This window comes from Erwinia papayae (genome assembly GCF_058241465.1).
In genome coordinates this window covers 2,072,831-2,094,304 of sequence record NZ_JBZCHT010000013.1, presented here as the reverse complement: position 1 = coordinate 2,094,304, position 21,474 = coordinate 2,072,831, and the positions used below count along the sequence as shown (strand labels likewise).

Annotated in this window: 16 protein-coding genes and 2 pseudogenes; 7 read left to right on the top strand and 11 right to left on the bottom strand. The window is 53.6% G+C overall.

Annotated features, from left to right (window positions below):
* Nucleotides 1-419: 419 nt before the first annotated feature.
* Nucleotides 420-1,249 (top strand): annotated as a pseudogene (locus AC3RPL_RS25945) (aldo/keto reductase); the annotation flags it as partial.
* On the opposite strand, the pseudogene AC3RPL_RS25940 reads toward AC3RPL_RS25945, so the two are convergent.
* Nucleotides 1,228-1,332, bottom strand: a pseudogene (locus AC3RPL_RS25940) (LysR family transcriptional regulator); the annotation flags it as partial. The pseudogenes AC3RPL_RS25945 and AC3RPL_RS25940 overlap by 22 nt on opposite strands.
* A 266-nt stretch (nt 1,333-1,598) precedes the next feature.
* Nucleotides 1,599-2,009 carry a hydroxyisourate hydrolase gene (gene uraH / locus AC3RPL_RS25935; protein WP_490742062.1) on the bottom strand — a complete coding sequence of 137 codons (411 nt, stop codon included), beginning with the start codon at nt 2,007-2,009 and terminating at the stop codon, nt 1,599-1,601.
* Between the two features lie 426 nt (nt 2,010-2,435).
* On the opposite strand from uraH, the gene AC3RPL_RS25930 reads away from it, so the two are divergent.
* Together AC3RPL_RS25930 and dcuR are read left to right on the top strand one after the other, a co-directional pair.
* Nucleotides 2,436-4,058, top strand: coding sequence for a sensor histidine kinase (locus tag AC3RPL_RS25930; RefSeq protein WP_490742061.1), 1,623 nt, complete (start codon nt 2,436-2,438; stop codon nt 4,056-4,058).
* On the top strand, nt 4,055-4,774 hold the full coding sequence (gene dcuR, locus AC3RPL_RS25925; RefSeq protein ID WP_034933781.1) for a two-component system response regulator DcuR: 720 nt from the start codon (nt 4,055-4,057) through the stop codon (nt 4,772-4,774). The genes AC3RPL_RS25930 and dcuR overlap by 4 nt, the downstream gene beginning before the upstream one ends.
* Here dcuR and AC3RPL_RS25920 read toward each other — a convergent pair.
* Both AC3RPL_RS25920 and AC3RPL_RS25915 read right to left on the bottom strand, forming a co-directional pair.
* Nucleotides 4,755-5,723, bottom strand: coding sequence for an FAD:protein FMN transferase (locus AC3RPL_RS25920; protein WP_490742060.1), 969 nt, complete (start codon nt 5,721-5,723; stop codon nt 4,755-4,757). The two genes, dcuR and AC3RPL_RS25920, sit on opposite strands and share 20 nt — an antisense overlap.
* Nucleotides 5,724-5,774: 51 nt before the next feature.
* A complete protein-coding gene (locus AC3RPL_RS25915) occupies nt 5,775-8,552 on the bottom strand; it encodes a flavocytochrome c (protein WP_490742059.1) in 2,778 nt (925 codons plus the stop codon).
* Between the two features lie 691 nt (nt 8,553-9,243).
* Here AC3RPL_RS25915 and AC3RPL_RS25910 point away from each other — a divergent pair.
* Nucleotides 9,244-10,752 (top strand): DASS family sodium-coupled anion symporter, encoded by a 1,509-nt coding sequence (locus AC3RPL_RS25910; protein WP_490742058.1) that lies wholly within the window; start codon nt 9,244-9,246, stop codon nt 10,750-10,752.
* Nucleotides 10,753-10,807: 55 nt separating this feature from the next.
* Nucleotides 10,808-12,454 (top strand): class I fumarate hydratase FumA, encoded by a 1,647-nt coding sequence (gene fumA / locus AC3RPL_RS25905; protein WP_490742057.1) that lies wholly within the window; start codon nt 10,808-10,810, stop codon nt 12,452-12,454.
* 164 nt (nt 12,455-12,618) lie between these two features.
* Here the strand turns inward: fumA and AC3RPL_RS25900 are convergent, their stop codons facing one another.
* The 4 genes from AC3RPL_RS25900 to proB all read right to left on the bottom strand — a co-directional run bounded on the left by AC3RPL_RS25900 (nt 12,619) and on the right by proB (nt 15,958).
* Nucleotides 12,619-12,804, bottom strand: coding sequence for a PIN domain-containing protein (locus tag AC3RPL_RS25900; RefSeq protein ID WP_490742056.1), 186 nt, complete (start codon nt 12,802-12,804; stop codon nt 12,619-12,621).
* A gap of 64 nt (nt 12,805-12,868) precedes the next feature.
* Nucleotides 12,869-13,498: a LysE family translocator gene (locus tag AC3RPL_RS25895; RefSeq protein WP_490742055.1), complete on the bottom strand. Its 630-nt coding sequence runs from the start codon at nt 13,496-13,498 to the stop codon at nt 12,869-12,871.
* A gap of 87 nt (nt 13,499-13,585) precedes the next feature.
* Entirely contained in the window at nt 13,586-14,839 is a 1,254-nt protein-coding gene (gene proA, locus AC3RPL_RS25890; RefSeq protein WP_490742140.1) for a glutamate-5-semialdehyde dehydrogenase, read from the bottom strand.
* 15 nt (nt 14,840-14,854) lie between these two features.
* Nucleotides 14,855-15,958: a glutamate 5-kinase gene (proB, locus tag AC3RPL_RS25885; protein ID WP_034933803.1), complete on the bottom strand. Its 1,104-nt coding sequence runs from the start codon at nt 15,956-15,958 to the stop codon at nt 14,855-14,857.
* 243 nt (nt 15,959-16,201) lie between these two features.
* Here proB and ompC point away from each other — a divergent pair, with 243 nt between their 5' ends.
* Nucleotides 16,202-17,317: a porin OmpC gene (ompC, locus tag AC3RPL_RS25880; protein WP_490742054.1), complete on the top strand. Its 1,116-nt coding sequence runs from the start codon at nt 16,202-16,204 to the stop codon at nt 17,315-17,317.
* A gap of 92 nt (nt 17,318-17,409) precedes the next feature.
* Here ompC and crl read toward each other — a convergent pair whose 3' ends face one another.
* The 3 genes from crl to gpt all read right to left on the bottom strand — a co-directional run bounded on the left by crl (nt 17,410) and on the right by gpt (nt 19,732).
* Complete coding sequence (crl, locus tag AC3RPL_RS25875) at nt 17,410-17,811, bottom strand: sigma factor-binding protein Crl (RefSeq protein WP_034933809.1); 402 nt, start codon at nt 17,809-17,811, stop codon at nt 17,410-17,412.
* Between the two features lie 98 nt (nt 17,812-17,909).
* On the bottom strand, nt 17,910-19,157 hold the full coding sequence (frsA, locus tag AC3RPL_RS25870) for an esterase FrsA (protein ID WP_490742053.1): 1,248 nt from the start codon (nt 19,155-19,157) through the stop codon (nt 17,910-17,912).
* A gap of 116 nt (nt 19,158-19,273) precedes the next feature.
* Complete coding sequence (gene gpt / locus AC3RPL_RS25865; RefSeq protein ID WP_490742052.1) at nt 19,274-19,732, bottom strand: xanthine phosphoribosyltransferase; 459 nt, start codon at nt 19,730-19,732, stop codon at nt 19,274-19,276.
* A gap of 253 nt (nt 19,733-19,985) precedes the next feature.
* On the opposite strand from gpt, the gene pepD reads away from it, so the two are divergent.
* Nucleotides 19,986-21,443: a beta-Ala-His dipeptidase gene (pepD, locus tag AC3RPL_RS25860; protein WP_490742051.1), complete on the top strand. Its 1,458-nt coding sequence runs from the start codon at nt 19,986-19,988 to the stop codon at nt 21,441-21,443.
* The last annotated feature ends 31 nt before the right edge of the window (nt 21,444-21,474 follow it).

Below are 21,474 nucleotides of genomic sequence, written 5' to 3'. Positions count from 1 at the left end.
CTTAGCTCTTTTTTTAATAAATACAAGTAACAGGCCACTTTCGGTTAAAGTTTTTGACAGCCGGACCGATGTATTGAGTACTTAACCAAAACCGCCAGTGAAAACCATGACGCTTATTAAACCTGTAGAGCTTATATTGCTTTCTATTACAATAGTTTACTGTTGCGCCATGTGCTCGTGGTTCTGGTAAACAGGGCGATTTGTCAGCATTTCATTTGCTCAGTGCCGCTGACAGATTGCCTGCCATGCAGCGTGATCTCCCCACTCTTTCTTCTTCGAATCCGCTTACTTCCCTGCCAGCAGCAGCCGCTCCGGGCTGATTGATGAGCTGAGCTGATAGCCCCTTGCAGATTACGCCACTGAAAAAATCCGTTCCCCTGCGCTAAGGTTACCTCCCTGTGCAGCGTAAGAATGACATTATGCAAACTGTAAAACTGAATAATGGCGTAAACATGCCCCTGCTCGGCTTTGGCGTCTTCCAGATGACCGATGCTGCGGAATGTGAACGCGCGGTTCTGGACGCAATGGAGGTTGGCTACCGGCTGATTGATACCGCCGCGCCCTATCAGAATGAAACGCAGGGGGGAAATGCGCTCAGGCAGAGCGGCATTGCCCGCAACGAGCTGTTTGTCACCACCAAACTGTTGCTTCAGGACACCCATTATCAGGGGGCAAAAGCCCAGTTCGTGCGCTCCCTGAATCGCCTGCAACTGGACTATGTTGATCTCTATCTCATCCACCAGCCCTATGGCGATGTACATGGCGCATGGCGGGCGATGGAAGAATTGCACCATGCCGGAAAAATTCGCGCTATTGGCGTCAGCAATTTTCATCCGGACCGGCTGGCCGATCTGATGGCTTTTAATAAGGTGGTTCCGGCGGTGAATCAGATTGAAGTCAACCCATTTAACCAGCAATTGCATCCCGTCCCTTGGATGCAGAGCCGGGGTATTCAGCCTGGGGCCCGGGCCCCCTTCGCTGAGGGTAAAAACGGCTTATTTCAGCATCCGCTGCTGACTACCATTGGTGAGAAATATGGCAAAAGCGTCGGTCATGTTGTGTTGCGCTGGATCTTCCAGCGTGGAATCGTCTCTCTGGCAAAAACCGTACGCAAAGCCCGCATGGAAGAAAACATGCATATTCTGGATTTTCAGCTCAGCGAGGCGGAAATGGGGCAAATTACCGCGATGGACAGCGCCACCACGCCTTTTTCTCGCATCGCGACCCCGCCAGAGTGGAGTGGCTTACTGCGCTTGCGGCGGCTCGGGTAAAACTTCGTTCCCGTGCAACGACCAGAAAGATCTGCAATTCGTTGAAATTCTCTTTCAGCATTCACTCTTTCCTTTTTAACGCGACCATCTGAAAGTCCGGCTGCCTCCCGAACGATAGCGAAATACAGCAGGGCGAGACACTTTACCAGAGTCGCTGATAAAGGGGATAAAGAGGCGAGGCTGAACAGAATAATGGTCGTCTGATCAGAAGCGTTCGCACAGTGGCAATCCAACAGGCGATGTGGAACAGCAAGAATAAATGCGCGGCCAGGGGCGATTAATAAGGCAGCAAGCGCTCCCGGCCACCCGCCGGGAACGCGGTGGCGGTTAACTCCCTTTGTAGGTTGAATAGCCAAACTGGCTGAGTAACAACGGAATATGCAGTTTTTCATTTTTTTCCGTCACCGTGAACAGTACCGGGACTTCAGGAAAAAAAGAGGCCATCTTTTGCTGATGAAAATAGTCACCCGTTTTAAAGGTGACTTTATAATTTCCGGGCTGCATATCCTGATCGGACGGAAAAAGCGATTTAATGCGCCCGTCATTATCGGTTTTGCCATCAGCCAGCGGGACCCACTGGTTATTCTGTTGTTTTTCCAGGATGACATTAACGTTTGCCGAAGGAAGCCCGGTTTGCTGATTCAGAATATGTACGCTGAGCGTACCCTGCGGAGCACTGAATACCACCGGAGCGAAAGCCAGAGAAGCAATTAAAATGACGCCAGATAGTTTCTGCATTTTATTTTCCTTAACAGTGTGTGTAGACCACCGAAAAATATAGCAGGTATTTTTATGCTGGCTGGTGCGAAACGACACTAAATATAATTAATTCCGGACGGGCCGCTCAGTCATATTCGATTATTACGATCCCCCAATATGCACAAGCAATATATTTTCAATTTTTACATCGGTAAAAATTGAAAGGGACCGTCCTGTGACTTCTTTTTTCCGTGATGAATAATTCCTGCTCCGGATATTTCGTCCCTCGTTTATTTCCTGAAAAAGCGTTTGACTTAATGCCTCCACCACCTGAGGAATATGCTGTTATTAACATCGTCAGGGGTGACATCTGCTGTACAGTACACCAGGTGAATGGCCTGCACCGCTTTATCAATGCCGGGCCATCAGCGATAATCACGGTTTGCGCTTTGCAATGGGAAAATAATGGCTGACACACAACCCCATAAGCCTGCACCCAGGCGACCATTGAAACTCAGTACCTCGGTGTCACTGATGGTAGGCTGCGTGATTGTCCCGATGCTGGTGGTGATTTTTGCATTGTACTTTGTCCATATCAGCAATCTCACCCGCGATGGTGTGAAAGCTGCCGCCTTTGCCGTAGCCCGCACGCTAGCGGACGATCCCGAAGTAAAACAGAGCCTGACTTTGCCGCCCGATAGTTATCGCATCCAGACCGTGGCAAATCGCGTTCAGCAGCGCAACGGACTGATGTTCGTGGTGATAACCAATATGCAGGGTATCCGCTACTCCCATCCTAACCCTGCCACCATCGGCGCACGATTTATTGGCGATGATATCAATCCCGCCCTCGCCGGACATGAAAATGCGGCGGTAAACCGGGGGACGCTCGGCGAAGCTATGCGCGTATTCACGCCTGTCTGGGACGATCGGCACCAGCAAATCGGCGTGGTTTCCGTTGGCATCTCCCTCAGTAAGGTGGCGGACCAAATCAGCCGCAGCCGCTGGAACGTGCTGTGGACCGTCTTGTTCAGTGCGCTGATTGGCGCACTGGGGACAGGCGTGCTGGTACGAATGCTTAAGCGAATCCTTTTTGGCCTTGAACCGCATGAAATTTCATCCCTTTTTGAACAACGACAGGCCATGCTGCAATCCCTTAAAGAGGGTGTCATCGCCATCGACAGCCAGGAGCGGGTGACGCTGATTAACCATGCCGCCCGTAAAATGTTGTTGTCGCCGGATGAATTCCAGCAGGGCAAACGCGTCGAGCCAGGCCCGCTGGTGGCCGCGCTGGGTGAGGTACTGCGCAGCGGCAAACCGGTACAGGATCGGGAAATTCGCAGCTATGGCCGCCTGTTTCTGTGCAATATTCTGCCAGTGCGCAACAATAATCAGGTGATTGGCGCAATCAGTACCTTTCGTGACAAAACGGAAATCCAGATGCTGATGCAGCGGCTGGACGGTATGGTCAGCTATGTCGATGCGCTGCGCGAACGGTCGCACGAATTTATGAATAAACTGCATGTGATCCTCGGCCTGCTGCATATGAAAAATTACAGCAAGCTGGAAGATTACATTCTGCAAACCGCCAATAACTATCAGGAAGAGATTGGCTCTTTGCAGCACAAGCTGCGATCGCCGGTCATTGCCGGTTTTATGCTGGGTAAAATGAACCGTGCGCGCGAGGCAGGCCATATACTGACGCTGGCAGAAGAGTGTCTGGTACCGGATAATCCAAATGAACAGCAGGTTGCAGTGCTGATTACGGTGCTCGGTAATCTTATCGAAAATGCGCTTGAAGCCCTGTCAGGGCAGCCCGCAGGCGAAGTCAGCGTGCTGCTGCACTATCAGAATGGCTGGCTGGGTTGCGAAGTCAGCGACGACGGTCCGGGTATTCCCCCTGAACAGGTCCCGCTGATTTTCGATAAGGGATTTTCCACCAAAGGTGGTGAACACGGCGTCGGACTGGCTCTCGCCAGGCAGCAGGTTGAACAGCTTGGCGGCACGATTACCGTAGAATCCGAACCTGGCGTCTTTACCCAGTTTTTTGTTCAGTTACCCTGGGACAGTGAAAGGAAAAATAAGTGATAAATGTATTGATCGTTGACGACGATGCCATGGTTGCAGAGCTGAACCGCGTTTATGTCAGCCAGGTGCCCGGCTTTGCCTGCTGCGGTCACGCAGCCACCCTGCGTCAGGCCGAAGAGATGATCAACAATCCGTCGTTGCATATCGATTTGATCCTGCTGGATGTCTATCTGCAACAGGACAACGGGCTGGATCTGCTGCCCGTGCTGCGTGCGGCCCTCAGCCCGATTGATGTGATTGTGATCTCATCCGCCTCTGACGCCGCGACTATTCAGAAATCGATGCATTACGGAGTGGTGGATTACCTGCTGAAACCCTTCCAGTTTCCTCGCTTCGAAGAGGCCCTGACCGGCTGGCGTGAGAAGAAAAAGCTGATGGTGTCACATCAGTATTACGAACAGGCTGATGTTGACCGTCTGATGCACAGCGGGACGCCCGTTGTTGCCGATGCCCGCAAATTACCGAAAGGTCTGACCCAGCAAACCCTGCGAACCCTGTGTCAGTGGATTGATGCTCACCCGGCGAACGAGTTTTCCACCGACGAGCTGGCGAGCGCGGTGAATATTTCGCGGGTTTCATGTCGTAAATATCTGATCTGGCTGGCGCAAATTGACATCCTTTATACCAGCGTCCATTACGGACTGACCGGACGTCCTGTTTATCATTACCGCCTGAAAGCAGAGCACCACGAGCTGCTTAAACAGTACTGCCAGTAATCAGCCGGTACGCTTTGTCCAGCAGGGTAAAGGAAAACTGACGAGCAGAAGAGAGGATCACCTCATGCTGTCTGGTCACAAAGATCGCCTCAATTCCCGGCTGCTGGCGCAGTGCCGCGCATCCCTTTTCCACACCCATACCAAAAATCAGCGTGGTCCAGATATCGCCGTCGAGTGAATCCGCAGAGACAATGGTGACGCTCTCCAGCTCATTCTCCAGTGGGTAGCCGGTGCGCGGATCAAGGATATGATGATAGCGGCGTCCATCCTGCTCAAAGTAGCGTTCATATATTCCGGACGTGACCACAGATTTATCGGTGACCTTAATTGCGCCAAGCAGTGCATCGGCAGCCGCAAAAGGCTTTTTCAGTCCGACAGACCAGCCGTCGGGTGGTGCGCCCAATGTCTGGACATTGCCTCCAAGGTTGATCAGCGCACGCTCCGTGCCCTGCGCCAGGAGATAATCCCGAACCCGGTCAGCAATAAACCCTTTTGCTATCGCCCCCAGGTCAATTTCCATTCCGGGCCGGGTCAAAAACACCGTGCCAGCGGACTCATCCAGCACCACCTGTTGCGGACGGGTGCGCGGTAATAGCCCGGCTATCTCGTCGGCAGGCGGCACGCTGTCGCCTTTAAAACCAATACGCCAGCGCTTGACCAGTGGACCAATGGTCAGATTAAAGCAGCTCTCCTCCAGCAGGCTGGCCGCCAGCGCACATTTGATTAAGGCAAAAACCGGCGCGCTGACCGCCACCGGATGACGTCCCGCCGCCAGGTTGATATCCATCACCTCAGAGCGGGCGCGGTTGACGGTCAGCAGGTCTTCGTACTGTTTAATCAGACGAAATACCTGAAAAGCCAGCGTTTGGTTATCTTCGAACAATTTTAACAGGATGGGAGAACCCATTAAGACGGCTGAGTAGCCATATATGCGGTAGTCAGACGACATCACAGGCTCCTTATTATGACGCGCCCCGTTGGCTGGCGGGGCGCAGATGACTTAATTTTTTGCCCGGCTTGCCGCCTGATGGCCCGCCAGGGTGCCAAATATAATGATATCAGCGACGGCATTGCCGCCAATGCGGTTCCCGCCGTGGAGGCCACCGACCACTTCACCGGCAGCAAAGGCACCGGGGATCACCAGCCCCTGCTTATCCAGCACCGCCGTGTCCGGATTGATGGTGACACCGCCCATAGTATGGTGCACGCCGGGGGCGATTTGTATCGCGTAGAAAGGCCCCGCTTTCAGCGGATTACGCATTGCCGTTTTACGTCCAAAATCAGTGTCATTCTGCTGCTCAACAAAACCGTTATAGCGTTCCAGCGTGGCGAGTAACTGATGATGACTCATCCCCAGCTTGTCAGCCAGTTGGCGAGGCGAATCCGCGCTGACCACAAAACCCCGTGCAATGTATTCATCTGCGGCTTTGTTTTTTATCCGTACATTTTCATCAAAGACGATCCAGGCGTTCTTCTCTGGCAGGGCGATAATCTGCGCCGATACTTTATCTCTGGTTTCCATCTCATTACAGAAGCGGCTGCCCTGCTGATTAACCAGAATAGCGCCCCCGCCGCGGATAGATTCCGAAATCAGATAGGAGCTGTTCTGTTCTACCGTTGGATGGATCTGGATCTCGCCCATGTCCACCGTACCTGCACCAATGTGTTCCAGCAGAGCAATTCCCCCGCCGGTTGTCCCCTTATGATTGGTGGTGACAAAACCGTCCAAATCCGGACGGTATTTCACCACCATCTGGCTGTTGGCGCTGAATCCCCCGGTGGCAATAATAATGTTGCGGGTGCGAATAATCAGCTGTTCGTTTTCTTCATTTAACAGATACAGACCGCAGACCTCGCCCTGCTCTGACTGAATTTCGGTCACCGTGGTATCGGTCATTACGGTGATTTCACGACGGGCTGTATTGCGCATTAATCCGCTGATTAGATAGCTGCCTACTGCCGACCCGTCCCTTGGCCGATGGGTGCGATCTGTGCTCATGCCGCCGGTGGTGGTGATGTCATTGAGCATAATCCCGTGACCGGCCAGCCATTCAATGGCCTGGGGGGCATTTTCAACAAAGCGGTGCAGCAATGCCGGGTTGTTGAGGTTTCTGCCGCCTTTCAGCGTTTCCGCATAGAAGTTTGCTTTGCTGTCCCGGATGCCTTTCACCCGCTGGAAGCGGGTTTCTGCCGCATTCATCCCGGCAGAGGCTTTAATGGTATTACCGCCCAGGGTCGGCATTTTTTCCACAATCAGTACCCGCGCCCCCTCATCATGGGCCTGGATGGCCGCCGCCAGACCGGCTCCGCCACTGCCTACCACCACGACGTCATACTCTTCTGCTGCCCCGGTGCTTCCGCCCTCCTCCATCATCCGTTCCTTGCTGGATTTCACCATCGCTTTGGAGACGGCTTTTTTCACCGCCTCACTTTGCGAGGTGGCACCGGAAATGGCATCCACATGCGGGCTGTTGGCGGTAAGAATACGCTGGCGGATTTCGCTAAAGCTGGTGATGAAGTTGACATCGTCGGCCGGTCCGTCGGCCAGCTCGATCGCCGCGATCCGATCGCTTTCAAGCTGGATGCTGAACGTCAGTTGATGGGCATCATCCTGCACTTTCTCAACGAAGGTGCCCGCTTTAAACTTCGCGCTGGCCATGCTCATGTCACGAATCATCGCTTCAACCAGCGAAAAACGCCACAGCGGTTCAGGTATATGCTTTGCTTCGCGTTGGGTACTGTCGATGTACAGTTCCGGTTCTTCCCCGCTGGCAATGCGAGCGGCCCAGTCCGGATAAGCGATGCACGCCCGCCCCACGGCCACCAGATCGTAACCGTGCGCCAGCGCCTGACTGACATCCGCCTCATTTACCACGCCGCCGACGCCCATTACCGGGACCGCTGCCAGGGCCGCAGAGCGTTGTGCCAGATACTTACTGATTAACGGCGTCGGATCGCGGGTATCAACAATCGACGATCGCAGCGCATAGCCCAGTGAAAAGTGCAGATAGTCCAGGCCACACGCCGCCAGTTTTTCCAGCAGCCAGAGTGTGTCGTCAAAACGAATACCAGGAACTTCCATCTCTTCCGGGGAAAAACGGTAGCCGATAATAAAAGCATCATCAGCGTACTGGCGGACCATCTGGTGGGTGATATCCAGCACCGCTAACGGAAATCTGGCACGATTATCGCGGCTGCCGCCCCATTCGTCGTCGCGCTGGTTGGAGTTTGGCGAGTAGAACTGCTGGATAAGATAGGTGTTGGCACCGTGTATTTCCACGCCGTCGAAACCAGCCTGAATCGCACGCCGGACACCTTCACCAAATTTCACTACCATTGCAGCCACTTCTTCGGTGGTCAGCGCGACCGGTGTTGCGGCACCTTCTCGCGGTGCCGCCAGCGCACTGGGTGCAACCGGCGTCCGTCCGCCGATAAGTTTTGGGTCGACCATGCGACCACCATGATAAATTTGCAGAATCGCCCTGGAGCCTTCAGCTTTGATTGCCTGCGCTATTTTTGCCAGACCGGCTATTTTTTCGTCGTTATCGATACCGATAGCGCCAGGAAAAGCCAGCCCGAGACTGTCGATAAAACAGCACTCCACCACGATGGTTCCGATGCTACCCGCGCGCGCCCGGTAATATTCCACCAGTTCACTACTCACCGTGCCATCAAAATAGCCGGTACAGGTGGTCATTGGTGCCATCAGCAGGCGATTTTTAAGTTCAGTACCATTCGGCAGGGTAAACGGGCTGAAGATAAGCGATTGGTTGCTCATAATTGTCAACTCCAGAATTTTTAAAACAAGAAATTAATATTCGATTGCCGGAATTATTTTTCGTTTTGATTATTTATCGATGGCATGCATGCAATATAATCCTATTTTTAATTACTAAATCGATTACATTAGTTAAAAAACTATTGAAGCACTGTGTTGCTCTGAAAATACAACGAATGAAATTCTACATAAAATAAAAAAATTACAATATTACCCATTAATTTAACCTCTCATTTACTTTTTAATTTCGATTTAAATTGTTAATTTTAATTGAATTACATCAAAAAAACGTGTATATATCACACACAATCACTCTCATCAGAACAATCGCAGATTTTTTAAATTACACATCTGTTAAAAATAAACCTTATAAACAAGTCAGGTATTCGAAAAATTAAATCAGCGAATGGTAAAGGTGGTTTATTGATCTTGATCAATTATCATCACATCAAAAGGCGCAGAATATAAATATTCAGTTAATGTCATTTACTTTCATTTTATTAATACATATTAAAAATAATGCGACAGGTCATTTTTCTTTTCATGAAGATGACTATTCCTGCATAAGTTAACGTGCTGAAAGCGACTGAATGACCGCTCGCCGTTAGTCGGAAAATGACAGGAAAATAAGAAAAAGTGACAGGTAGCGAATGGACTGAACCCAATTCTAAACTACTGGCAGATCTGAACTATGACTGATAAATCAATCTCTATGCCGCTGAACAAAGCGGGCAACGCAAAGGACGGTAGCAAACGCCTGCTGATGCTGGCGCTCCCTGTTTTCGTCAGCCTTTTGCTGCTATTGGTGCCGGTTCCGCAGGGACTGGAACCTCACGCATGGCACTTCTTCGCCGTATTTGTGGGGGTAATCGTTGGCCTGATTTTCGAACCCCTGCCCGGCGCGGTTATTGGCCTTACCGGCGTGGTGGTCATCGCGCTGGGCAGCCAGTGGCTGTTGTTCAGCCCGGAACAGTTGGCCGACCCGAAATTTAAGCTGGCGGGCCAGTCATTCAAATGGGCGGTGAGCGGCTTTGGTAACTCCACCGTCTGGTTAATCTTCGGTGCCTTTATGTTTGCTGCTGGTTACGACAAAACGCAGTTTGGCCGACGTCTGGCGCTGATTCTGGTTAAATACCTTGGCCGTCGCAGCCTGACGCTGGGCTATGCCATTACGCTGGCTGACCTGCTGCTGGCACCGTTTACGCCATCGAATACCGCGCGCAGTGGGGGCACCATTTTCCCGATTATTTCTAACCTGCCGCCGCCCTATGGTTCTAAACCGAACGATCCCAGCGCGCGCAAAATTGGCTCTTACCTGATGTGGGTTGCGATTACCGCGGCCTGTATTACCAGCTCAATGTTTCTTTCTGCGCTGGCACCCAATCTGCTGGCACTGGCTCTGGTGAAAAGCATCGTTGGCATCAACATCTCCTGGGGTACCTGGTTTATCGCCTTCCTGCCGCTGGGATTGTTACTGATCCTGACCATGCCGCTACTGGCTTACTGGTTCTATCCGCCCGAAGTCAAAGTCAACGATGAGGTTCCGCTGTGGGCAAGCCGTGAGCTGAAAAAACTGGGTAAGATGTCACGTAATGAGATTCTGTTACTGGTGCTGGTCTGTGCTGCGCTGGTGATGTGGATTTTCGCCGCAAGCTTTATTGAACCGGCAATGGCCGCGCTGTTAGTGATTGTGTTGATGCTGTGGACCGGCGTGCTGGAATGGAGCGATATCACCGGCAATAAAGCAGCCTGGAATACCTTCGCCTGGTTCGCCACGCTGGTTGCTCTGGCAGATGGTCTCTCTTCCACCGGCTTTATCGCCTGGCTGGGTAAAGAAGGCGGTGCGATGATGGGGGGTATCTCTCCCGGCATCGCCACCATTGTGCTGCTGCTGGCGTTTTATCTGCTGCACTATCTGTTTGCCAGCACCACCGCGCACACCACCGCGCTGTTGCCTGCCATGCTGACCATCGCATCGACCATTCCCGGCATGAATATGGAAGTGTTCTGCCTGCTGATGGTGACCTCGCTGGGTATCATGGGGATCATTACTCCGTACGGCACCGGCCCAAGCCCTATATACTATGGCAGTGGCTATCTGCCGACCAAAGACTACTGGCGGCTGGGGACTATCTTCGGGGCGATTTTCCTTGCCGCCCTGCTGGTAATTGGTTACCCGTGGATGGCAATGATGTTCTGATTAACAACCGCCGGAGAGAGCCCTCCGGCGGTTAAATTTTAGGAGTAAGCGAGCGATGTCAAATAAACCGTTTTATTACCAGAACCCTTTCCCGCTGGCGCACGATGATACCGACTACTATCTGCTCACCCGTGATCATGTCTCCGTCGCTGAATTCGATGGTCAGCCCGTACTGAAAGTGGAGCCAGAAGCCCTGACGCTGCTGGCAAAACAGGCGTTCCACGATGCTTCCTTTATGCTGCGCCCTGGCCATCAACAGCAGGTGGCGGATATTCTGGATGATCCGCAAGCCAGCGAAAACGATAAGTATGTGGCGCTGCAATTTCTGCGTAACTCAGAGATCGCCGCCAAAGGCATCCTGCCCACCTGTCAGGATACCGGTACGGCGATTATCATGGGTAAAAAAGGCCAGCGGGTATGGACCGGCGGCGGTGACGAAGCGGCGCTGTCGCAGGGGGTCTACCAGACCTATATCGAAGATAACCTGCGCTATTCGCAAAATGCCGCGCTGGATATGTACAAAGAGGTGAATACCGGCACCAATCTGCCAGCGCAGATCGACCTCTACAGCGTTGACGGCGACGAGTATAAGTTCCTCTGCGTGGCCAAAGGCGGCGGCTCAGCCAACAAAACCTATCTGTATCAGGAAACCAAAGCGCTGCTGGCCCCGGGAAAACTTCAGGCTTATCTGGTGGATAAAATGCGGACTCTCGGCACGGCGGCCTGCCCGCCTTACCATGTCGCCTTTGTCATTGGCGGCACTTCAGCAGAGGCGACACTAAAAACCGTTAAGCTGGCTTCCACTCACTACTACGATAACCTTCCCACCGAAGGAAATGAGCATGGCCAGGCCTTCCGTGATATTCAGCTGGAGCAGGCGTTGCTGAAAGAGGCGCAGAATCTGGGTCTGGGCGCGCAGTTTGGTGGCAAATATTTCGCCCATGATATTCGGGTGGTCCGACTGCCGCGTCACGGTGCCTCCTGTCCGGTGGGAATGGGCGTTTCCTGTTCCGCCGACCGCAATATCAAAGCGAAAATTAATCGTGACGGCATCTGGATTGAGAAGCTGGAAGATAACCCGGGCAAATTTATTCCTGAACGTCTGCGTCAGGCAGGAGAAGGCGAAGCGGTGCAGGTTAATCTCAATCGTCCGATGAAGGAGATCCTGGCGCAGCTTTCAGACTTCCCGGTTTCCACCCGGCTGTCTCTCAGCGGCACCATTATTGTGGCGCGTGATATTGCCCATGCGAAGCTGAAAGAACGTATTGATAACGGTGAGGGGCTGCCGCAGTACGTGAAGGATCATCCGGTTTATTATGCAGGCCCGGCAAAAACGCCGGAAGGCTATGCTTCAGGTTCACTGGGTCCAACCACCGCCGGAAGAATGGATTCCTATGTCGATCTGTTGCAGTCGCACGGCGGCAGCATGATCATGCTGGCAAAAGGTAATCGCAGCCAGCAGGTGACCGATGCCTGTCACAAACATGGTGGCTTCTATCTTGGCAGTATTGGCGGGCCAGCCGCCGTCCTCGCGCAACAAAGCATTAAAAGCCTGGAGTGCGTGGAGTACCCGGAACTGGGAATGGAAGCGATCTGGAAAATTGAAGTGGAGAATTTCCCGGCGTTTATTCTGGTGGATGACAAAGGCAATGATTTCTTCCAGCAGATTCAGAGCGGCCAGTGCAGCAGCTGTCTTAAGTAAGCTGCGACAGTGAAAACAAGCGGGCGTCTGAGGCGTCCGTTTTTTTATGCCTGATAACCCGTCTGGCTATAAATTTCTGCCCTGACTTTTGCAACGCTGGGATGGGCAGTGCATTATTTTCCACACCCGCAGAAAGCCGTGTGAAAGGTAATGACAACCTTGCTCTATAGAGGTGGAGTTTTACGCTGGTCAGCCAGCCAGGGATTAACCAGCTGCACTCCCAGGTGATCAAAATCCTGGGTATTACGTGTCACCAGAATCATGTCATGCCAGTACGCCGTAGAGGCGATCAGCGCATCCGTTTCCGAACGTTTATCGGGGATATGCAATCCGGCGCAGTGCAGCGCCACATCAGCATCAACCGGCAGGCACCACCTGAAAAACCACAGCCTGATGAAAATTTAATCACCAGACTTATTTCCGTCCGTCTAACACCATTTTCAACGCCAGGCCGGTTAACACCGTACCCATCAGCCAGCGCTGTACTTTCTGCCAGACAGGGCGCTCAGCCATCAGGCTCGCAATGGTGCCTGCGGCATAGATAATCAGCGCGTTGACCAGCAGGCTGATGGCGATCTGTACCGTACCGAGCGTCAGCGATTGTGCCAGTGCATCACCCTGTTCAGGCCTGATAAACTGCGGCAGCAGAGTAAGATAAACCAGTGCGACTTTCGGATTAAGAAGATTGGTCAGTAAGCCCATAGTGAACAATTTGCGGTTACTGTCAGCAGGCAGATGACGTAACTGAAAAGGTGATTTTCCGCCGAAGATGACCTGCCAGGCCATGTATAACAGGTAAAGCGCCCCCGCGATGCGCAGCGCATCATAGGCAAGTGGCACCGCCATAATCAGCGCGGTGATGCCCATTGCCGCACACAGCATATAGAAAATGAAACCCATCGCCACGCCTGCCAGCGAGATCCAGCCCGCCTTACGGCCCTGGCAAAGGGATCGCGAAACCAGGTAAATCATATTGGGACCAGGGGTCAGCACCAACCCTGCGGCGATGGCAGCAAACGGCAATATCTGGGAGAGAGTAACCATCAAAGCACACCTGTTAATTTTGCACAGCGAGAACTTATCCTGAAAGGCGCAACGGCACATCCCTGTGGCACATGAATGAAAACTGGCCTAGCGGCGCAGGGTGTCGTTACCAAAAGCGATCCATTTATAGGTAGTCAGTGCCTCCAGACCCATCGGGCCACGGGCATGTAACTTTTGGGTACTAACCGCGACTTCTGCTCCCAGACCAAACTCGGCACCATCGGTAAAGCGGGTACTGGCGTTAACGTATACCGCCGATGAATCCACCTCATTAATAAAACGGTTCGAGTTCATGATGCTGCGGGTGAGGATGGCATCAGAATGCTGCGTGCCATATTCACGAATATGAGCGATGCCTTCATCAAGGGAGTCCACCAGCTTAACATTGAGGTCCAGCGCCAGCCATTCGTCGCGATACTGTGCGTCGGTCACCGCGCTCACCTCTGCCGGCCCCTGTTGTAACAGGGTCATCGCGCGAGGATCGGCGTGTAATCTGATCCCTTCTTCTTTCATCCGCTGGCTTAAAGCAGGCAGGAAACTGTCGGCGATGGCAGCGTGGACCAGCAGGGTTTCCAGCGAGTTACAGGCGCTGGGTCGCTGTTTTTTGGCATTGACGATCACCGCCAGCGCCGCGTTCTGATCGGCATCAGCATCGACAAAGGTATGACATACGCCAATACCACCGGTGATCACCGGGATGGTCGACTGCTCACGGCAAAGCTTGTGCAGACCCGCCCCTCCACGAGGGATCAGCATATCCACATAACGATCCAGCTTCAGCAACTGGTTGACCTGCTCGCGATCGGGGCTTTCAATCGCCTGCACGGCAGCGGCAGGCAAACCATGCTGTTTTAACGCATCCTGGATCACACGCACGGTGGCACCATTGGTGCGATAAGTCTCTTTGCCGCCACGCAGGATCACCGCATTACCGGTTTTCAGGCACAGCGAGGCAACATCCAGCGTCACATTGGGTCGCGCTTCGTAAATCACCCCGACCACGCCCAGTGGCACGCGGCGACGCTCAATACGTAGGCCGCTGTCCAGCAGGCCGCCATCAATCACCACGCCCACCGGGTCGGCCAGATGGCAGACCTGACGCACATCATCGGCAATGCCTTTCAGGCGCGCCGGGTTGAGCATCAGGCGGTCCAGCAGCGCTTCACTCAGACCATTTTTGCGCGCATCCGCCAGGTCGAGTTCATTGGCGGTGAGGATCTGATCACTTTGTGCTTCGAGACGATCGGCAAGGGTCATCAGCACCTGATTTTTTTGCCCGGTGGAGAGCACCGACAACCGGTAAGACGCGGCCTTTGCGGCCTTACCCATTTCTTCAAGCATCATAAGCCTTGCTCCTTAACTGACAATCATATCGTCGCGATGCACGGCAACCGGGCCATACTCGTAACCCAGAATGTCGTTGATCTGCTGGGAGTGATGCCCGGCAATCATTCGCATAGCATCGCTGTTATAACGGCAGACACCGTGGGCGACATCGCGACCTTCGAGGCTGCGAATACGGATCACTTCGCCGCGTGAGAAATTGCCGCTGATTTCGCGGATCCCCTTCGGTAACAGTGAGCTGCCGCGCTCCAGAATTGCAGAGAGTGCGCCATCATCCACGGTTATCTCTCCCGCAGGCGGCGCACCAAAAATCCAGCGTTTACGGTTTTCCAGCGGCGTCTGCATGGCATGAAAACGCGTGCCCACCGGTTTGCTGTCGATAACATCAGCAATGACTCCGGCACGGCTGCCTGCTGCGATAATCGTATCAATCCCGGCGCGGCAGGCTACATCAGCGGCCTGCAACTTGGTGGTCATGCCGCCCGTTCCAAGCCCGGAGACGCTGTCACCGGCCAGCGCACGCAGCGCGTCATCGATACCCCGGACGTCCTGAATCAGTTCCGCCTGCGGATTATGGCGGGGATCGGCAGTAAACAGGCCCGCCTGATCGGTCAACAGCAGCAGTTTATCCGCGCCGGCCAGAATCGCCGCCAGTGCTGAAAGGTTATCGTTGTCGCCCACTTTGATTTCCGCCGTCGCCACCGCGTCATTTTCATTGATCACCGGCACGATGTGGTTATCCAGTAAAGCCCGCAGCGTATCCCGCGCATTGAGGAAACGTTCACGATCTTCCAGGTCGGCACGGGTCAGCAGCATCTGACCGATATGGATACCATAAATGGAGAACAGCTGCTCCCACAGCTGGATTAAGCGGCTTTGCCCCACCGCAGCCAGCAGCTGCTTTGAGGCGATGGTCGGCGGCAGTTCCGGGTAGCCCAGATGCTCACGTCCGGCGGCCATCGCGCCAGAGGTGACGATCACAATTCGGTGGCCTGCCGCATGTTGCTGCGCACACTGACGCACCAATTCGACAATGTGTGCCCGGTTCAGCCGACGCGATCCGCCGGTTAATACGCTGGTACCCAGTTTCACTACCAGGGTCTGGCTGCTGCTCATTATTTCCTGCCGTAACTGAAAAAAAGGTAAGGGAGTCTTTGTATCAGGTGTGCCTGCGGAAGCCAACAGGCGCGGCAGGAAAAGGGGGTAATAAAAGTACGTGACAGTGACCTGCAGAAAAAGTTCACAATTCACCAGCTCATATGTAATAAATCTGCAATATTCGCAGGGTAAAACGTTTCTTCTTTCAGAACTTTCTGAAGGTCACTATAAAAAATTTACTTATTCGGGATTGATAGCAAAATGAAGAAAAGCGCACTGGCCATTATTATCGCCGCCCTGGCTCTCTCAACCGCTGCCCAGGCCGCAGAAATTTATAATAAAGACGGCAACAAGCTGGATCTGTATGGCAAAGTTAAAGGTCTGCACTATTTCAGCGACAATGACGCGGCAAACGGGGACAAATCTTACGTGCGGATAGGCTTTAAAGGCCAGACGCAGATTAACGATCTGATGACCGGCTATGGTCAGTGGGAATATGAATTCAGAGCGAATAATTCCGAAGGAAGCGATGCTAACCTCAATAACAAAACCCGTCTTGGCTTTGCCGGTCTGAAGTTTGGCGACTATGGCTCATTCGACTACGGCCGTAACTACGGCGTGCTGTACGACGTGGAAGCCTGGACCGATATGTTTCCTGAATTTGGCGGTGATGGCACGGTACGTACCGATAACTTCATGGCGCAGCGCGCCACCGGCGTTGCCACCTGGCGTAATACTAACTTCTTCGGCCTGGTTGACGGTCTGAAGTTCGCCCTGCAATACCAGGGTAAAAACGACGCGGATTCTGCCAATGCGCGCAGCACCATCAGCAGACAAAATGGTGACGGCTACGGCGCGTCCGCAGTCTATGCCTTTGGTAATTCAGGCGTCAGCATCAGCGGAGCTTACACCAGCTCAGACCGGACTAATGCGCAGCAGGCACAGGCCTGGGGCAAAGGCGAAAAAGCCGATTCGTGGGGAACGGGTCTGAAGTATGACGCTAACAGTGTTTATCTGGCAGCCATCTACACCGAAACTCGTAATATGACCCCGATCAGCGGCACGGCAGTCATCAACAATACCGCCACCCCCGTGACTGGCGCGGCGAACAAAGCGCAGAACCTGGAACTGGTTGCCCAGTATCAGTTTGACTTCGGCCTGCGTCCGTCTCTGGGCTATGTGCAGACCAAAGGTAAAGATATCGAAGGTATTGGCGACGTTGACCTGGTTAAATATATCGACGTTGGCGCGACTTACTACTTCAACAAGAACATGAACACCTATGTTGATTACAAGATCAACCAGCTGAGCGACAGCAATAAATTGTCACTCAACAACGATGATATCGTGGCTGTAGGTCTGGTATATCAGTTCTGAGTTGAACCCGGTCAGATTCAGGTAATTTGTCTGTAATAAAGGCTGGCGATTGCCAGCCTTTTTCGTTCTTCTGCCCGGTTATCTGGCTGCTGTCAGGCGGTCAGTCTGACCGGTTCATCGGCAAAGTCGGCGGCAGGCTTCAGCCCCAATGACATCTCTTCCAGTTGGGCTTTCAGGCGGGTGTGAAAGTTACGCAGCGTCTCTTCCAGCCGCTCGTTGTTTTCCTTTCCTTTGACCGTTGAAGGTTTCCAGTTGCCTTCTTTATCAAACAACCCGAAATGATACTCATAGGTGAAATGATCGTCCTGCGCTGCCAGCTCCATCCACCATCCCCAGAATTCACGCAGTTCAGGAGCCGGTTTCACATTGACGCAAACGGCAAGACAGTCAAAAAAGAAGCGATCGTCCACGCATTTGGCTTCGCGGATATAGGGTCCAAGAGAACCAAAACGCTTCATTAAGCGGCTCCTGGGATGTCCACCTGGTAACGCCATTGTCTAACCTCCAGAATTAAGCTTGGTTTTCTCCTGATTACAGAGGCACTGCGGCCATCTGAAGCTATTGGTATAGCAGAGTATTCCGTTTTTACCAGTCAGCAACGCAACGCTTTTGCAAACCAGCTGACGATATTCTCTAAAGCTCTGTCAAAGCTGCCAAAAACAGGCGTTCCTTCTATCCGCAGCGACTTACCTTGCGCAGACGAACGCGCGATCAGCAAGGATTCTTCTTCCGGGCTGAACGGGTCCGCCGGCCAGTAAGCTGAAAACATCGGTATCGGGCAACGCCGGCCTAACAATCCCTGCGTTTTCAGTGAATAGCTGTTGAGCTCGGCGCGCAGCGCAGCATCCGTTGCGGTTGCCATCCCCAGGCGGCTGGCCAGCACATCCATATACATTAACGGCACGTTATCCTGCAATGACCTCTCACACAGCAGGCTGTGGACGACTGGCCCCAGGCAGGCCACGCCGCACAGTCGGGGGGCTTCCAGATACGCCAGCCGCACTGCCACATTGGCACCAAACCGCAGGCCAAGTGCCGCCACCCGGGTATGATCAACCCAGGGAACGGTTGCCAGTTGCTGCAACACCTGCTGGTGCAGAAAACTGGTGTCCTGGGTCAGTTTCCATTTTGCGGAAAACCCGATGGAAGGCATATCAATGGTCAGCAATGCGATACCACGCGGGGCCAGATAGCGTTGAAACAGGCGATAGTGGTCGGTCTGCAAAGTATCCAGACTGCCGCAAAGTAGCACGGTGGGATAGGGTGGGCTGGCAGTGGCAGGCATATGCAGGAAACCGCACACCGGACCACCGCCGGGCAAGGCAAACTCCAGCTTTTTGAGCTCACCCGAAAGCCGCGAGGTTGCCTGCTCAAATGCCCGGTTGGCCATCAGCTGCGCCTGTCCGGCCAGTTCGTCACCACTCAGATGGGGATAACCAGCAATGCTGAACAGATACGCCGCCTGCAACCAGTGGTTTCCTGCCAGCCTGTCATCTTCTTCCGCTGCCGCCCGGTCCTGCCACAGCGCCGCCTGTTTTGACCATTCATAAATCCAGTTGCCGCCCCGGTAACCCATCACGGTATCCAGCAGCCGATCGTCAGTGCGTTCTGCCTGGCTGACGGCGATGCGGGACAGCACCTCCTCCGTTTCCAGCGGTGCTACTCCGCGCCAGGCCCACAGCAGGCGGTTGATTGTCCGATACCAGCCGGTGTGACTTTCACCTTCCAGCGCAGAACAAAGCTCCGATTGATGGCGATTGAGACGACGAACCAGGGATGAGGTTTCAGGATGCCTGAATCGCGGTTTGAATAACTCTTCGCTCAGGTTTTTGTTGGTCATGGGGGCAATTCTCCGGCGCAGTGAGTGCCGGGTAGTCTAGCCTGGCTGCCGGTGGGCTGCGAACCGTAAAAAGCACAACGCCCGGCTGAACCGGGCGTTGCAATGATACAGGTCAATCAGCCTTTCACAATCGGCGGAATGTAAACCACGCCCATATCCCAGGGCTGTTCAATCCAGGTATTCTGCGGAATATCAACCACATAATCATCAACCAGCGGGCGACCAGCCGGTTTGGCGAAAATGGTGACAAAACGCGCCTTAGGATACATGTCACGGATAGCCTGCGCGGTGCCGCCGGTATCCACCAGGTCGTCAATGACGATAAAGCCTTCGCCGTCACCTTCAGCACGTTTCAGCACTTTCATTTCGCGCTGATTATCGTGATCGTAGCTGGATATGCACACGGTATCGACATAAGGGATGCACAGCTCACGCGCCAGTAAGGAAGCAGGAACCAGTCCACCACGGCTGACCGCGATGATACCTTTCCACTGTTCGACAGGAAGCAGGCGCTGAGCCAGTTTGCGGGCATGAATTTGCAGCATATCCCAGGTGACGACGTATTTTTCACTCATATAAAAGAAGTCCCGGCCAGGCTGACTGGCTTAAAAATGTACCAGGAGAGGGGTTGCGCAGGATTATAAAGATCCGTGCCACTAAAAACCAGCACCGGGCTGGCTTTTCCCCTTCATCAGATAAGCATCACGGTGGAAACGATGATATTCTCCTTCGCAACCGGTCAGATCTGCTGACGGAAACCCGCTTACTGGCCCATATTCACCCTGCACCGTTGCCTTATCCTGATGGTGCCGACACAGGAGATTTGTCGTGTCTGAATTGTCTCAACTGTCACCCCAGCCGCTGTGGGATCTTTTCGCTAAAATCTGCTCCATCCCGCACCCCTCATACCATGAAGAACAGCTGGCACAGTACATTTTGTCTTGGGCTGCACAGCAGGGCTTTGCCACCGACCGCGATGCGGTGGGCAATATTCTGATCCGCAAACCGGCGACGCCCGGGCTGGAAAATCTTAAGCCGGTCGTCCTCCAGGCGCACCTCGACATGGTGCCGCAAAATAACAGCGACACCGTGCATGACTTTACCAAAGATCCCATCCGCCCGTGGATTGACGGTGAATGGGTGAAAGCGCGGGGGACCACACTGGGCGCAGACAACGGTATTGGCCTGGCTTCTGCGCTTGCCGTACTCAGTGACAAATCAGTAGAGCACGGTCCGCTGGAAGTGCTGCTGACCATGACGGAAGAAACCGGTATGGTGGGCGCTTTTGGTCTGCAACCCAACTGGTTGCAGGCAGAGATCCTGATTAATACCGATTCTGAAGAAGAGGGGGAAATTTACATGGGCTGCGCAGGCGGCATCGATTTCACCAGCAGGTTGCCGCTCCATCGGGAAGCCCTACCGTCAGACTTTGTCCCTCTTAAGCTTGTCCTGAAAGGTCTGAAAGGTGGACATTCCGGTGCGGATATTCATGTCGGCCTGGGCAATGCCAACAAATTGCTATCCCGTTTCCTGTATGCTCATGCCAGAGAGCTTGACCTGCGCCTGATCGACTTCACCGGCGGCACATTGCGCAACGCGATTCCTCGCGAGGCCTTTGCCACTCTGGCCGTGGCGGCAACCCGGGTTGATGACCTGAAAAGCCTCGCGCTCAGCTACCTCACCACCCTGCAAAACGAGCTGGGGTTAAAAGAGAAGAACATCAGCGTGGTGGTGGAGAACGTCGCCGCAGCACAACAGGCGCTGACCAGCAGCCGCCGCGATACCTTTATCGCACTCCTGAACAGCACGCCTGACGGTGTTATCCGTAACTCTGACGTTATGAAAGGCGTGGTGGAGACCTCACTGAACGTCGGCGTGGTGGCGATGAGTGAAAACGAGGCAAAAATCAACTGTCTGGTTCGCTCACTGATCGACAGCGGTAAGGATTACGTGGTGGAGATGCTCACCGCGCTGGGCGACCTGGCTGGCGCACAAACCGTGGCGAAAGGCAGCTACCCTGGCTGGCAGCCCGATGCGAACTCTCCGGTGATGGCCGTGGTGGCAGAAACCTACAAAAAGCTGTTCAACAAAGCGCCCAATATTCAGGTCATTCATGCAGGCTTGGAGTGTGGGTTGTTTAAAAAACCCTATCCGGAGATGGATATGGTGTCGATTGGCCCGACCATCACCGGTCCGCACTCGCCGGATGAGCAGGTTCATATCGGTAGCGTGGGGCTGTACTGGCAATTGCTGACCGCCCTGCTGAAAGCCATTCCCGCGAAATAACCTCACCCTGCGTTTAAGCATTCGGGGCCGT

Bases quoted from the DNA above. Each gene is read 5' to 3' on its own strand.
- uraH (WP_490742062.1), bottom strand. From the start codon at position 2,009: ATGCAGAAACTATCTGGCGTCATTTTAATTGCTTCTCTGGCTTTCGCT.
- AC3RPL_RS25930 (WP_490742061.1), top strand. From the start codon at position 2,436: ATGGCTGACACACAACCCCATAAGCCTGCACCCAGGCGACCATTGAAA.
- AC3RPL_RS25920 (WP_490742060.1), bottom strand. From the start codon at position 5,723: ATGTCGTCTGACTACCGCATATATGGCTACTCAGCCGTCTTAATGGGT.
- AC3RPL_RS25915 (WP_490742059.1), bottom strand. From the start codon at position 8,552: ATGAGCAACCAATCGCTTATCTTCAGCCCGTTTACCCTGCCGAATGGT.
- AC3RPL_RS25910 (WP_490742058.1), top strand. From the start codon at position 9,244: ATGACTGATAAATCAATCTCTATGCCGCTGAACAAAGCGGGCAACGCA.
- fumA (WP_490742057.1), top strand. From the start codon at position 10,808: ATGTCAAATAAACCGTTTTATTACCAGAACCCTTTCCCGCTGGCGCAC.
- AC3RPL_RS25895 (WP_490742055.1), bottom strand. From the start codon at position 13,498: ATGGTTACTCTCTCCCAGATATTGCCGTTTGCTGCCATCGCCGCAGGG.
- proA (WP_490742140.1), bottom strand. From the start codon at position 14,839: ATGCTTGAAGAAATGGGTAAGGCCGCAAAGGCCGCGTCTTACCGGTTG.
- proB (WP_034933803.1), bottom strand. From the start codon at position 15,958: ATGAGCAGCAGCCAGACCCTGGTAGTGAAACTGGGTACCAGCGTATTA.
- ompC (WP_490742054.1), top strand. From the start codon at position 16,202: ATGAAGAAAAGCGCACTGGCCATTATTATCGCCGCCCTGGCTCTCTCA.
- crl (WP_034933809.1), bottom strand. From the start codon at position 17,811: ATGGCGTTACCAGGTGGACATCCCAGGAGCCGCTTAATGAAGCGTTTT.
- frsA (WP_490742053.1), bottom strand. From the start codon at position 19,157: ATGACCAACAAAAACCTGAGCGAAGAGTTATTCAAACCGCGATTCAGG.
- gpt (WP_490742052.1), bottom strand. From the start codon at position 19,732: ATGAGTGAAAAATACGTCGTCACCTGGGATATGCTGCAAATTCATGCC.